Consider the following 14,197-nt stretch of genomic DNA (forward strand, 5'->3'; position numbering starts at 1 on the left):
AACTTAACTGCTAATAACGGCACATTGGTTAACAACAATAACGGGACTTATACCTTCACTCCCAACGCCGACTTTAATGGTTCTGTCACCCTCACCTACGATGTCACTGATGGTACAGCCACTTTGAATGGACAAAGCAACACCTTTGCTGTCACTCCTGTTAATGATGCTCCTGTAGGTTCACCCACAGCAACTCTCAGCAACACCCCCGAAGATACTGCCATTATTATTAATCAGGCGGATTTATTAGCAGGTTTCAGTGATGTGGATGGTGATATTCTTACCGTTGCTAACTTAACTGCTAATAACGGCACATTGGTTAACAACAATAACGGGACTTATACCTTCACTCCCAACGCCGACTTTAATGGTTCTGTCACCCTCACCTACGATGTCACTGATGGTACAGCCACTTTGACTGGACAAAGCAACACCTTTGCGGTAACAGCTGTTAATGATGCGCCAACTGTGGCAAATATCATTGCCAATCAAACAACTCAAGAAGATGATTTCTTCAGCTTTACCGTTCCTGCTAATACCTTTACTGATGTCGATGCTGGTGACAGTTTAACTTACAATGCCACCCTCGCTAACGGCAACCCTCTACCTACCTGGTTAACCTTCGACTCCAATACCCGCACCTTTAGCGGTACTCCCGATGACCCAAATAACGGCACAATTAGCATCATAGTTACCGCAACTGACAGCAGCAATGCTAGTGTTAGCGACACGTTTGATTTGACGGTAATACCCGTTATCGATGGCGGTGACGGTGATGATGTCCTTTTTGGCGGCGCTGGTAACGACATCCTTGCAGGTCGTAATGGTAATGACACACTCTATGCCAATGCTGGTAACGATATCCTCTATGGCGATAACGGTAATGACATCCTCTATGGCGGTGACGGGAATGATATTCTCAACGGTAATCAGGGAGATGATGTCCTCAACGGTGGTAACGGAGATGACGAACTCTATGGCGGTGACGGTAGAGATTTAATGGTTGGCGGTGACGGTAGAGATTTAATGGTTGGCGGTGACGGGAATGATACCCTCAACGGTAACCAAGGAGATGACATTCTCTATGGCGGTAACGGGAATGATATTCTCTATGGCACTAACGGGAATGATATTCTCTATGGTGATGACGGGAATGATTCACTTTTTGGCGGCATAGGTAATGATTTACTGGTTGGCGGACTAGGAGATGATTTACTTTTGGGCGATGTTGGTAGCGATATCTTCGTGTTGGAGACAGGCGGAGGTCGGGATAGAATCAACGACTTTAGTTTAGGTCAGGGCGATAAAATCGGCTTGTCTGGCTTGAGTTTCAATCAGTTGTCTTTCTCTGGTAATGAGATTCGTTTAGGTAATCAAACTTTAGCGATACTGGCTGGGGTTAATACTACTACCTTGACTCAGAACGACTTTATCTCTGTTTAAGTTTGTTGGGTGGGCAAATGTTTGCCCACCCTTTGATTTTGGAGTGTTTTGGATTGCGATATCTTCAGCGCTGCGATCGCAAAGGAGAGTCTGACGACATTAGGTATAGGTGGGTGCATAGAAAACGCAGCAGCAGCCCGTAATACCAAAAATTTGAGGGCGGAGTTAAAAAAGGTTTATCCCCTCTTTACAAGACGGAGTACTAGAGGGAGTGAAAACATTTGTTCTTTCCCCAAACCGAGACGGGATTGCAGAAATTACCGAAGTCTTACAACAAAATTCTCAAATTACCAACTTACTAGGACTTACGCATTGACAGAAAAGCCAAAATAGCAAATATAGTTTTCAAGGCTTATAGCGAGATTTTTCAATGATATTTTGGCGATCGCACCCAATCAAGGGAGATTGATAAAAGCCTGAAACAACGTATTTACGTTGATACACAAGATAATTATTTTGTACAGTGCGTAAGTCCTACTTACATATAATTTCTCACGGTTCTCCAGAATCTTTATATTTAGGTAATACACCACTGAAATTAGATAATTTACAGAATTATCAGTCACTAATCACAACCTGGAACGTTGAGTCAATTTTGCTACATAATAGTAATAGTAATCTGGATAGCAGAGATAACAAGAGCGATCGCATATCTTATGTCGGTCTAATCGGTAAGCTTACCAACACAAATAAAATCAATCTATCAGATACTTTTCTGACCACTCCCACACCAGAAGCGGGAAGTAAAGCGCTCCCAGAAGTCAATCAGATAGATACCCCTAGAGATGAAAAGGCGATTTTCGCTAAGTTTGGTACTACTGGTAACGCTGGTTTTGGAAATGGTCAGTTATTAATGACATTATCCGGCACATCTGACTTGATTGCGACTGATGTGAATGTCAATCTGTTGGGTGCGAATTTCTTGTTTAGCTAAGTTCGACGAATCTTGTTTGAGGAGGAAAACCCATTACAGCACTTCCCGGAGTTACGAGGTAAACCAATTCATCGGATGACCCTTTATCTGTCTTAATAGCATCGCGAGTATTTGTACCTCATAGCAGCAGGAAGTGCTGTATCTCAATCAACAACAGGATAAAGGCCGCTTTTTTTGTCGGTTCTTAACTTTGGTTGTGATTCAGAACGGTTTACCCTGTCTTCCCTCATCTCTACTTCCTACACCCCCCTGACGTTCACACTGAAAACCTCGACTCTGCCAAGCTTGCATATCTACCTCAGCCAGTCTTGTGACATTTGAGCATTGTGGCTGCATAATGTGACTCAATACTGCCCAGAATAAGCTGCGGATAATATCTAAGCCAGTTTTCCACCCTGATTCATAATTACCCGGAATGCCTTGCTCTGAAACGATATCTGGCTCAACCCAAATGCCATGAGCGCCGAAGAGAATCTGTGCCATCCATTTAGCTCTGGGTAGGTGAGTGGGTGAAGTAATCAGTTTGACCTTATGTACTTTCCATTGCCGCAAAATGGGAATCCCATAGTAAAAATTCTCAAAAGTTGAATTGGCACAATTTTCTAACCAAACGTTTTGTAACTCTGCCGCTTCCCTCTGAAAAATTAGCCAGATACAGGGCGGTTCGGAACCACTGGAAATTAAAACGGGAATTTGTGGATATTTTTCTGTGATTTGGGTAACATAAATTTCTCGGCGAATACTACCACCCAGCACAAAAAAGGCATCTACTGGCACAGACGATGCCCAAACTAGAGTTATAGTGGTAAAAATTAGCCAACCACCAAATACCAGGCATAACCCACAAGCTATTTTTTGTAGCAATTGCCACTGTTTACGGAATTTTCTCCAGGGAGAAATCGACGAGGTTTTTGTAAATTTATGTCTCATGACATAGGTAATAAAAGCTTGGTTAAATAATATCGATAAATCCTACAATTAAGTCGGCGAAGTGCTATCTTATAAAAATAATATAGGGTGTAAAGCTGATATCTATAAAATTGTCATAATAAAGTCACAGTAACGTTACTGCAACTTCATAGTGACATATTAGACTACTAAAAAAGCTAATCGTCATAGCAATCATCCTTAATAAACTATCAGGAGAATAATGATGCGGGGAACATAAGTGAAGATTAAATAATAACTGAAAAATTCCCAAATGTCCTGATTGCTAAACTGTCAACAATAAAACTATATTCCACTGATATACATGAACCAATCTGCGAAACGTTACTCGCCGCTCCAAGTAGTCTTGATTGGTGGAGCGATCGCCACGACCGCCACTGTATCTGTATTTGGCTCTGCTTGGACTCGCTGCGTACTTGCCGCCTTACAAGATAGCCCGAAAACGTTAGTTGACCAAGTATGGCAATTGGTAAATCGTGAGTATGTTGATGGCAGTTTTAATCAACAAGATTGGCTAGCCACTAGGCAGAGCTTGTTAAGCAAAGAATATGCTTCTAATGAACAAGCTTATGTGGCAATTCGCGAAGCTTTGCAAAAACTGGGTGATCCTTATACGCGATTTATGGACCCCAAACAATATCAAACTCTCACCAGCCAAACATCCGGCGAAGTCTCAGGAATTGGCATTCGCATGGAAATGAATGAGCAAACCAAGCGCCTGACTGTTGTGGAAGCTATAGAAAATTCTCCCGCACTCAAAGGTGGGATCAAAGCAGGCGATGAGATTTTGGCAATTGATGGCAAATCTACTCAAAAAATGGCAGTGGAAGAGGCCTCTGCGTTAATTCGCGGTAAAGTTGGTACTCCGATCACGCTGCAATTAGGAAGAACTGGGCGGAGTAGTTTTGATTTGCGACTGACAAGGGCAACAATTGAAGTCCCAACAGTACTTTATACCCTCAAGCAAGAAGGAAATCGTCGCGTTGGCTATATTCGATTGCGGGAGTTTAGCGGCCATGCATCCGATCAAATGCGCCGAGCTATTCGAGATTTAAACACTCAACAAGCCGATGCTTTTGTTTTAGATTTGCGCGGGAATCCTGGCGGGTTATTAAATTCCAGCATTGAAATTGCTCGGATGTGGTTGGATAATGGCAGCATTGTCCGCACAGTTAACCGTACAGGAGGTAGTGAGGTGACTAACGCCAATCGTACCGCTCTGACTCAACGACCTTTGGCAATACTAGTAGATGGCAATTCGGCTAGTGCTAGTGAAATCCTCACCGGAGCGCTGAAGGATAATAACCGAGCCGTAGTGATTGGTAGTAACACTTTTGGCAAAGCACTGGTGCAGTCTGTTCATGAACTCGCCGATGGTTCAGGTTTGGCAGTTACCATTGCCCACTACTACACCCCCGATGGCACAGATATTAATAAAAAAGGGATTGTCCCAGATATCAAGCTCGACTTGACAGCAGCACAAGAGCGTCAGCTGGCGACTAATCCGAATTTAGTTGGCACTCGAAACGATCCGCAATATGCTAGAGCGATCGCCGCACTATCAAGTAGGAACTTCGCGCAACCTCCAGCTAGCCAAACTAACCAACCAGTCAGTGCTGGTGCTAGAGATTTAAAATTTTAGATAGGAGGATTTGGGACTGGGAATACTAGTACCGCCGTGAAGTCAAAAGTCAAAAGTCAAAAGTCAAAAATCAAAAAGCTGATTATATAGACTTTTCATTGATTTAAGATAGTTGTGCCACTGACGCTGGGCTGTAATAGTTAGTATCCCATTCCTATAAATCTCATATTTTATGAATCAGCCAGTTGATCCAACCACTGCCAACAGCTTTTTGCCAATGGTATCAGTGGTTGTTCCTATTTATAACGGTGAGGCAGATGTAACAGAGTTAGTCAATTGTCTGCGATCGCAAACTTACCCTGAAAACCGGGTAGAGTATTTACTGGTGGATAATAACAGCAGCGATCGCACTTTTACTCTATTGAAAGCTGCTGCGGAAAATTCCCCTGTTATTCATGTTTTGAGCGAAAACCAAATTCAAAGCTCTTACGCTGCCCGAAATACTGGAATTCGCGCTGCTGTGGGCGAAATTATCGCTTTTACGGATGCTGATTGTCATCCGCAACCACAATGGCTACACTCGTTAATCCAGCCTTTTAGTGAGCCAAATGTGGTGATTGTAGCTGGTGAAATTGCCGCGCTACCTGGCGACACCATCCTCGAACAACACGCAGAACATCAAGAAACTTTATCCCAGAAGCATACTCTGGCTAATTCCTTTTGTCCTTACGGTCAAACCGCTAATTTAGCAATTCGCCGCATGGCTTTAGAAAAAGTCGGTCTATTTCGACCATATCTGACCACTGGTGGCGATGCCGATATTTGTTGGCGGATTCTGCGGTCAGATATCGGGCGTTTAGAATTTGCCCCAGATGCCATTATCCAGCACCGCCACCGCGCCACATTCCCGGAATTAGAAAGTCAATGGCGACGCTACGGCCGCTCTAATCGCTATCTACATGAACTGCACGGTGTAAATTTAATGCCAGAGATGACAGCCAAAGATTACAGTTATCGTTTGGCGCGTTGGTTATTGAAGGAACTACCAAGGGATATTTTGCAGGCGATCGCAGGTAAAGCCACTCTTGTAGACTTATTAAATACTCCCCTGGGTTTGTTCACTGCTAGAGCGCGTTTTGCCGGACAAAGAGATGCTAAATTGCCAGATAATGCCAAAAATATTGACTGGCTTTAACAGTGATCAATTTCATTCCTGGTGGAAACAGTAGACCATAGCTGTGATTTCTGTTGAGTGAATTTAACGCAATACCTACCAACTTTCGCTAAATTGGAAAAAAGTAAACACAGGGAAACTTAAATGTCAGCACAATTGTTACTGGTAGATGATGAACCGGGATTGCGGGAAGCCGTGAAAGACTACTTACAAGAAAGCGGTTTCAGCGTTCAAGTTGCCAGTAACGCCCGTGAAGGTTGGGATTGGATGCAGCAGAATACACCTGATTTAGTGATTTCTGATGTGATGATGCCCCAAATGGATGGCTATCAGTTCCTCAAACAACTGCGAGAAGACCCCCGTTTTCAAACACTCCCAGTTGTATTTTTAACTGCTAAAGGGATGACAGGCGATCGCATTCAAGGCTACCAAGCCGGTGTCGATGCGTACCTACCTAAGCCTTTCGATCCAGACGAGTTAGTGGCAATAGTTGAAAATTTACTGTCTCGCAAACTCACTAAAGCTACAAGCACTGGTGAAGAGGGCGAAACCATTGACATAGCTGAACTAGCTAATCAAATTGCTCAAATTAAAGCTTTGTTAACTCAAAGAAGTGCAATCTCTCAATCCCCAGCCCCGTTTAAAATTGACTTAACTCCCAGAGAGCAAAGTGTTTTAAATCTCGTAGCTGAAGGGTTAATGAACAAAGAAATCGCCAGACGTTTAGAAACCAGTGTCCGTAACGTCGAAAAATACGTCAGCCGTTTGTTTAGTAAAACTGGCACGAATAGTCGCACTGAGTTAGTTCGTTTTGCATTGGAACACGGTCTTGCTAAGTAGAAACTTAACTACTTTTAGCGTAGCCGCGACTGTTTCAGTACGAAGTCATTTGTTCAAGATGCCAAACAATTGAAAACTTCCGCCAAAATTGTGACTTCCACAAAGCGCGGTGAGTAGGCGAACACCAGAAAATAAATGACCCCATTCTGTCAGATGGGTTTCCTGTACTTCCTTGTCGATGAGCGGGTATTTTGCCCGCTCTACAGGAAAATTTTGACTGCTTTTTTAAAGGACAAAATCAGGGTATAACCTGCAAAAATAGGACATAAAATCACAAACATCGCTCAAAATATGAGCTAATCTTTATTTCCTGGACATTTGGAAGTATCAAAGATTTATTTGTTTAACTTTTAACTTCAAAAGTAGCGGTACTACCTCATATTTCGGCAAAACGAAGCCAAACCCTGGTTAAAGCACTTGTACTAAAATGTGCATCTTCAAAAACTGTTACCTGCTTTGAAAATCAGGTATGAGTATATGAGTAGACACTGAATAATTTCCGTAGTGCAAACGGTGAGACTTACTGTGTATAGATGCTAAATTTGGCTTCTCAAAGAGTAGGGTAAATTTTAGCTTGTCTCCTTGGAGTAAAGTTATACAAGCCAACCCTGAATCAAACTACATAGGCAAATGGAATAACTGTAAAAAAGTTCATCATTCTATGCCCAGTTAATGATTTTGTGTCAATTACAGGTTAAGATTTTTAGCTTTTTAACTATTGATTATTGTCAACCGCATTACGTAAGCGCATCAACTGGCGGCGCATTTGGGGTGAGGCTTTGAACTCAGAGACTTCCTGCGCCTTCACCGATGCTTGCAGCGTCTCCAGAAACTCATCAGAGCCTTCTGTCAATGCGTCTAGCAACACCTGTAACAGTTGTTCGCGATCGCCTAATAGACTTTTTTCCTCAATTAACCGGAATTTGAGATGTATTTCGCACTCATAAACACCTACTTCGATATTATTTATTTGGCGTGGTAATGCTTTCGAGTTCATAATTTTGAGGATTAGGTTGCTTGGTGGTCGTGAGAGTGAGGAACTAGATCCCCAGCCAAAATCTTTTATATTTCTTTTGTATCTACAGTGCTGGAATTAAAAATCTTTCTTCCATCCACAACAGTTGTATTCTATATTCACTCTCCTGTCTTTTTTTTTAGCTCAGTTTCCAGGGCTAAGTCGTGATCTTCCTGAGCCAGATGTGCTTTTAGGTAAACCATAACTATTATTCAGTTTTTGATATCTTATACAATAAAGTTTCTGTAAGAACTTGTTAAAGCTTTTTAAAGCTGTTTACATTAACTTTATTTTTCATTTAATAATAGTTTTAGTTACTACTAAGTTTGTAGTGTTTATACGTAACTTAAATTTCTGATATTTTGGCTTTTATTATAGCCAGAGGTACTTGTACCATAATTACGTAAAATTACTTTATGTATGTTTTGTTCAACCGGAAAATTTCACAGAGGCTGATCCACAAATGAAGCAAAACTAAAATCGTAGTGTGATCAAGATGATCAAAACGGCAAGCTCATCTATGCCGGGAGAGTACCGGAACTGGCAGTCTTATAGACCTGATGAGTAATAATACTGGACAATTATGCTTTCATAAAGTTATCTGAGGCTCAAAAATAATCTCGGTAACGAAGAGAAGGAGTTTTCCACTATAATGACTGCGGCTTTGAGTGTGATAGATATTTAAAGCAGAAAAGAAAACGTTTGCGCTCCCAGCTTGTAATTAGCGGGCATTTAAGCCCACGCATAACGTCTACAATTATTTCAGTGTAATTCAAGCAAACCTTACACCCTTTTATGGACAACCCAATGCTGCTCAAGTCCACAACCCGGCATATCCGAATTTTCGCGGCAGAAATTGACCGGGATGGCGAACTGGTTCCTAGTAATCAGGTCTTAACGTTGGATATTGATCCAGACAACGAATTCAATTGGAACGAAGATGCACTGCAAAAGGTTTATCGCCTGTTTGATCAACTAGTAGAAGCATCTAGTGGCGCTGATCTCACAGATTATAACTTACGCCGCATTGGATCAGACTTGGAGCATTATCTGCGATCGCTCCTGCAAAAAGGTGAAATCAGCTACAATCTCTCGGCTCGTGTGACTAACTACAGCATGGGACTCCCCCAAGTCGTCGCGAACGAAAATTAGTAGAGAGTTTTCATCCTCATCCCCTGGGGCATGGTACCACCACGCCCCAACAACTTGCTTGATCAAAAAGGCGCAAATTTTCCAGAGCAAATGTTTTGGCTCTCAACACATTTCCCAAAGGGCGTATTATAATGGACATATGAACATCATGGGTCCGTCACGGTTTCGACAGGTTGGCGAACGCTACTCTGTGATTCAGGTCGAGAGTGAGTCTCCTCTCGCAAATCAAAGGCTCAAAACAAAAAGTAAATGCGAATAACATCGTTAGCTTTGCTCGTAAGCCTGCTCTAGTAGCAGCTGCCTAAAAACCTCTTACAGGTTCGAGCGTCTCTGGTTTGACTCCGTTAAGGACTAGAGACCAACCCCCAACGGACGCTCTAACAAGTGTTCTCTGGTTAGCTTGTTAGCTAAGACTCAATCAGAGCATCCTACGTTCGGGATAATGAACGATTCCCGCCTTGAGGATTAGATAGGCTAAACCTGTGAATGAGCGGGGGGTAAATACCCAGTCTGGACAGCAGTTCGACTCTGCTCGGATCCACTAAATATCAAAAACTAGTCCACCAAACAGTCAGATGTTTAGGTGGATCTTGTTTTTCTCTGGGTAAAAATTCATAATTCTGCCATTTTCCCCTGCAAGCGAACTTGCTGAAACTGTTCAACTTCTAAACAATTGTTCTGAAAATTAACTTTTCGAGTGTCTACCCAGGCTTGTTCAATTTCCACACCGTGAAAGTGGAGTTTAACTATGTTGTAGGGAAAAGCATAATTTCCCTGCTGTTGCCATGTAATTTCGAGAATATCGCGATCGCGCTTGAGGTAAAATTCATCTAAGCGCCATTGGCCATATCCATCTCCCGCATCACTATAAACCCGACCTTCACTAGTTATAGTCATAGGTGCGTAAATGTGAAGTATCAGTTTTTCTCCTGCTGACATTGGCAGAATACTCCCCGCCTTGACAAGTACAGGTATCTGCTCAATGGGTGCTGCCATATTCACTGTTTTGCCACCCTCTAATAAGGTATCATTCCAGAAATTATACCAATACCCTTTGGGTAACGTGATTGCACGAGAGGTTGCGCCTGACTCCACAATGGCAGCCACTAACATGGCATCACCCAACAAAAAAGCATCTTCCACATCCCAAAGATCCTGATCTGCACTATCAGCCCAAAACAATGGACGCATGAGAGGATATCCTCTCTGGTTAGCTTCCCAGGCTAGAGTATATAAGTAAGGCAGGAGACTGTAGCGCAGCTGTAAGAATTCCCGGACAATACTCAGAGTTGGTTCACCAAAACCCCAGGGTGTACGCGGTTGGACATTATTAGCAGAATGGGTGCGAAAAAATGGTAAAAAAGTTGACATTTGGAACCAGCGTAAATACAGTTCAGCGCTGGGATTACCTTTAAATCCACCAATATCTGCACCACTGTAGGGAATCCCTGATAGACCCAAATTCAGTACCGTAGGAATGGTTTGACGTAACCCTGTCCAACTGGTTTCAATATCTCCAGTCCAAGTCCAGGCGTAGCGTTGTAAACCTGCCCAACCTGCCCGTGAAACAATGAAAGGGCGGTGTTCTGGTTGATATTCACTGAGTGCTTCATAAGCAGCCTCAGCTTGGAGTAATCCATAAACATTATGAGCTTCTCTGTGGTCGCCACCTCTGCCTTCGAGAAAATGCTGGGTTGAGTGTTGCGGTAAACTGGGATCTCCCCAGAGGACAAATACGCCTGGCTCATTCATATCATGCCAGAAACCAGTAAAACCTAAATCGAGCAGATATTCATACTGGCGACTCCACCAGTGGCGGGCTTGGGGGTTCGTGAAATCTGGAAAAGCGCACAGTCCAGGCCAGACAGGAGTAATCACTAGTTTGCCATTGGGAAGTTTACAAAATACATCTTGGGCGCGACCTTCCTCAAACAATTCACTGTTGCGGTCAGCTTTTACTCCTGGATTGATGATCGCAATTAAATGTACTCCCCTGGCTACCAAGTCATGGTTAAAATCAGCTAATTTGGGAAAGCGATCCGGGTTAATCGTAAAAGCCCGAAATCCATCTTGGCAATCAATATCTAGATGAATAGCACTTAAGGGTAGGTCATGGGTGATAAATCCTTCCGCAGCTTCTCGGACTGCTGCTTCTGTTTCATACCCCCAGCGTGACTGATGATACCCCAGTCCCCAAAGCGGTGGTAAGGCTGGACGACCTGTTAATTCTGTGTAACGGTCTAGTAATTGGGCGGGTGTGCCAACACTGAAGTAATAACGCAGCGCTCCGCCTGTAAAATCAGCTGCGGCATAACCATTAAAGCTAAATGTGGCGTAATAAGTATTTTCATAGAAAATGAAGTAACTGCCAGAGTCATGTAAACCCAAATAAGCCGGAATACAAAGGTAAAGTGGGTCAGTTCCTGGGCCATACTTACCGCCAGCATCATAGTTCCACATTTGGTAACTGCTGGTGGCTGATGTTGTGCGGAGGTTAAGAGGAGCAGCTCGTTCTCCTAATCCGTAAATATGTTCAAGCGATCGCAATTTTGCCTGATGCAGCCAACCAGAACTTTTTGGTTGGGGAGGTAATTCTTCCCGGATTGTTTGCCCAAGGGCATTTTGTAATTCCAAACTACCATTGGCGGATAGAATCACCTGGAGACTTGCACTGGAAATCAGCCAGCGATCGCCTAGTTCCTGAAATTTTACCGCTATCTCTGGCCAGTCTGGTTGAGCGATGGGCAAAGCCCCGCCTCCGGCTATCGCATAGGGAATCGGCAGCACTCCAGGTTGCCAATCAATCCGCACTAAATCAGCACTCAAAAAGCATATTTCCAATTCCACATTCTGGAAGTAGAATTTTCCACCTCTTTGGGTAGGTAGAGAGCTAAGGATGTTTCCGATTTCTGTAAATACCTCTACAGTGGGCAAACTTTGGAACTGACGCTCTAAAGCATCCCGTTGCAGGGGATAAAAGAATGAGCCTAAAAACCGTCGCAGTTTGATCAAGCGGAGGTTTAATAATGCCTGTTTCCAGAAATTCATCACCTAATTTTTGGGTATTTTGAGGCTTGGGCGGCTGATTTTATCGGGAAGTTGCTGAGGTGAAGTACATATTTGCTATCCCTAATAAACTAATCCAGCAGGGGCATAAATTATGTACATTTCCTATAGCTCCAGTTATTTTATAAATTTCAAATTCTATTTTCTTCCATCTTTTGAACTAGTACAGCACGAGGTGAATAACACAACCTTACGGGTTCACCAGTCACCTGGTGAGGAAAACCCTTTCGCAGCGCTGCTTCACCATTTGAAGTCTTTCAAAAGCCTATATAATCAACTTTTGATTTGACGGCGGTACTAATCGCTCGGCAGGACTAATGGATTTGGCTTGTTTTCCACGGTGGGGACGACTACCGTCGGAGGGTCTGAGCGTTTGACTTCCGTAGGTAGTGGCACTGTTGGGATGATTGTCGGATTTGATGGCTTCACAGGTGGGGGTGAAGTGGCATCTTTGTTAGTAGTGGGTAAAGTGTTTTCAACCGATGGCGTGGGTGAAGCCTCACGAGTTGAACGGACTTCTCGCAGCCTCTCTACTAATGAGGGTGTCGGCTCAACCCTAGTTGCCTCAGTAGAACTAGGTTGTGGCTTGTTTTCCGTGGAACTGCTGCTACTGGTATTTGGAGTTTGATCATCTTGAGCCACAGGAATATTCCGCTGGCGTTCTCTGGGGGTTCTGACTGGTGCAGAGTTACGCGGCGAAGAAGTGCGAGGATTTCGTCTGGGATTATTCTCATCTTCCTCAGATGAAGATGGCGAATCAGCTAATGGTTTTTTTGGTTCCGGCTCGATTGTGGGCTTTTCAAACAAAGGCGATGAAGTTGACTGTGGCGGAGAATTAGAAAATAGGCTAGTGATGCCAAAACCTGCTGTGCCAGCAACAAAGGCGACAATTATACCGATAACTATTTTAGAAATTCCCGGCTTCTGAGGCATTGTGGAGTTTTTTTGCCGACTAATCGGAGTTGGTTGCGGAATTTTTTTTCCCGGCCGCTGGACAGGTAAAACTATCGTTGGCACTGCCTGAGTGGGAACGGCGGCGGGTGTATTGATTCTACTTCCTGGCAATAATTGCAACCATTCGGCCACTGTTGCTGGACGAAATTGAGATTCTACAGCCATACCACGCATGACTGCTTCATTCACTGCTGCACTCAGGTGGGGTTGCAGTTCGCGGGGCGTGGGCATTTTTTCGCGATCGCGCAATAATGCGGGTAAGGGAACTTGTGCTGTCAACAAAGCATACAAAGTTGCTGCCAAACCATAAACATCTGTAGCGGGTGTGCGCTGTGCTTGGGTCAAATACTGTTCCAGGGGAGAATAGCCCTCAGAAACCATGCCAGTATGAGTTTGCCTAACACCATTATTAAATTCGCGGGCAATGCCAAAATCAATCAGCACTACTTCCTGAGTTCCTTCACGGAGGATAATATTATCTGGTTTCACATCCCGGTGCAGCAAACCATTATTATGTACTACCTGTAATGCTGACCCAATTTGACGGATGTAATGAATGGCTGTGGCTTCTGCTAAGGGGATGGCTGGCAATACAAAAGCGTTTCCCAAGGTATCGCCACGAATGTATTCCATCACCATGTACGGCAGACCTTCTTCGACAAAAAAGTCACTGACCCGGACAATATAAGGATGGATACAAGTAGCCAATCTTCTGGCTTCATCTTGGAATTGCCGCTCGAACTTGGCAAAATCAGGATGTTGGCGCAGTTTTTCATTGATAGTTTTCATAACTACCTCCTGACCCAAGTAGTTATGAGTAGCCTTAAACGTAATGCCAAAGCCACCACGCCCTATTTCTTGGATCAGGGTATATTTGCCATCCTGCAAAGTTGTGCCTGCTAACATAGGAAGTGCTGAATGCTGAGTGCTGAGTAAGCAAATATGACTGATTCTTGAGTCTGCCGGCAATTCCAAATCACCAATTTTTCCGGGATCTTGATTTTTAAACTTCCGAAATGGAAAACCTCTTGATTATAGTAACAGTTTTATCTTTTTGATCATACAGTAGGAATCAAAGACTGTTCGCCG

Annotated in this window: 11 protein-coding genes and 1 other RNA gene; 8 read left to right on the forward strand and 4 right to left on the reverse strand. The window is 43.5% G+C overall.

Annotation, left to right across the window (positions count from 1 at the left end; genetic code table 11):
• From AACX33_RS15415 to AACX33_RS15420, 3 genes are all read left to right on the forward strand, one after another.
• Positions 1 to 1,443: cadherin-like domain-containing protein (locus AACX33_RS15415; protein WP_227789139.1), on the forward strand; the 1,443-nt coding region annotated here is incomplete at its 5' end.
• A gap of 178 nt (positions 1,444 to 1,621) precedes the next feature.
• Positions 1,622 to 1,759: a DUF4347 domain-containing protein gene (locus AACX33_RS26530; protein ID WP_193997523.1), complete on the forward strand. Its 138-nt coding sequence runs from the start codon at positions 1,622 to 1,624 to the stop codon at positions 1,757 to 1,759.
• 147 nt (positions 1,760 to 1,906) lie between these two features.
• A complete protein-coding gene (locus tag AACX33_RS15420) occupies positions 1,907 to 2,377 on the forward strand; it encodes a DUF4347 domain-containing protein (RefSeq protein WP_193997023.1) in 471 nt (156 codons plus the stop codon).
• Between the two features lie 201 nt (positions 2,378 to 2,578).
• Here the strand turns inward: AACX33_RS15420 and AACX33_RS15425 are convergent, their stop codons facing one another.
• Positions 2,579 to 3,307, reverse strand: coding sequence for a YdcF family protein (locus AACX33_RS15425; RefSeq protein WP_193997022.1), 729 nt, complete (start codon positions 3,305 to 3,307; stop codon positions 2,579 to 2,581).
• A 322-nt stretch (positions 3,308 to 3,629) separates the two neighbouring features.
• Here AACX33_RS15425 and ctpB point away from each other — a divergent pair, with 322 nt between their 5' ends.
• The 3 genes from ctpB to AACX33_RS15440 all read left to right on the forward strand — a co-directional run bounded on the left by ctpB (position 3,630) and on the right by AACX33_RS15440 (position 6,921).
• On the forward strand, positions 3,630 to 4,967 hold the full coding sequence (gene ctpB, locus AACX33_RS15430) for a carboxyl-terminal processing protease CtpB (RefSeq protein WP_193997021.1): 1,338 nt from the start codon (positions 3,630 to 3,632) through the stop codon (positions 4,965 to 4,967).
• Between the two features lie 172 nt (positions 4,968 to 5,139).
• Entirely contained in the window at positions 5,140 to 6,102 is a 963-nt protein-coding gene (locus AACX33_RS15435; protein ID WP_193997020.1) for a glycosyltransferase, read from the forward strand.
• 123 nt (positions 6,103 to 6,225) lie between these two features.
• On the forward strand, positions 6,226 to 6,921 hold the full coding sequence (locus tag AACX33_RS15440) for a response regulator transcription factor (protein WP_193997019.1): 696 nt from the start codon (positions 6,226 to 6,228) through the stop codon (positions 6,919 to 6,921).
• Between the two features lie 715 nt (positions 6,922 to 7,636).
• Here AACX33_RS15440 and AACX33_RS15445 read toward each other — a convergent pair.
• Positions 7,637 to 7,918, reverse strand: coding sequence for an Npun_R1517 family heterocyst differentiation transcriptional regulator (locus AACX33_RS15445; RefSeq protein WP_006198627.1), 282 nt, complete (start codon positions 7,916 to 7,918; stop codon positions 7,637 to 7,639).
• A gap of 813 nt (positions 7,919 to 8,731) precedes the next feature.
• Between AACX33_RS15445 and AACX33_RS15450 the strand changes: the two genes are divergently transcribed.
• Together AACX33_RS15450 and ssrA are read left to right on the forward strand one after the other, a co-directional pair.
• Positions 8,732 to 9,088 (forward strand): NAD(P)H-quinone oxidoreductase subunit M, encoded by a 357-nt coding sequence (locus AACX33_RS15450; RefSeq protein WP_193997018.1) that lies wholly within the window; start codon positions 8,732 to 8,734, stop codon positions 9,086 to 9,088.
• 150 nt (positions 9,089 to 9,238) lie between these two features.
• Positions 9,239 to 9,632, forward strand: a transfer-messenger RNA (tmRNA) gene (gene ssrA / locus AACX33_RS15455).
• A 68-nt stretch (positions 9,633 to 9,700) separates the two neighbouring features.
• On the opposite strand, the gene AACX33_RS15460 is transcribed toward ssrA, so the two are convergent.
• Together AACX33_RS15460 and AACX33_RS15465 are read right to left on the reverse strand one after the other, a co-directional pair.
• On the reverse strand, positions 9,701 to 12,136 hold the full coding sequence (locus tag AACX33_RS15460) for a glycoside hydrolase family 31 protein (RefSeq protein ID WP_193997017.1): 2,436 nt from the start codon (positions 12,134 to 12,136) through the stop codon (positions 9,701 to 9,703).
• A gap of 315 nt (positions 12,137 to 12,451) precedes the next feature.
• Positions 12,452 to 14,014 carry a serine/threonine protein kinase gene (locus tag AACX33_RS15465; RefSeq protein ID WP_193997016.1) on the reverse strand — a complete coding sequence of 521 codons (1,563 nt, stop codon included), beginning with the start codon at positions 14,012 to 14,014 and terminating at the stop codon, positions 12,452 to 12,454.
• Positions 14,015 to 14,197: the final 183 nt, after the last annotated feature.

This window comes from Nodularia sp. LEGE 04288, assembly GCF_963896525.1.
GTDB lineage: Bacteria > Cyanobacteriota > Cyanobacteriia > Cyanobacteriales > Nostocaceae > Nodularia.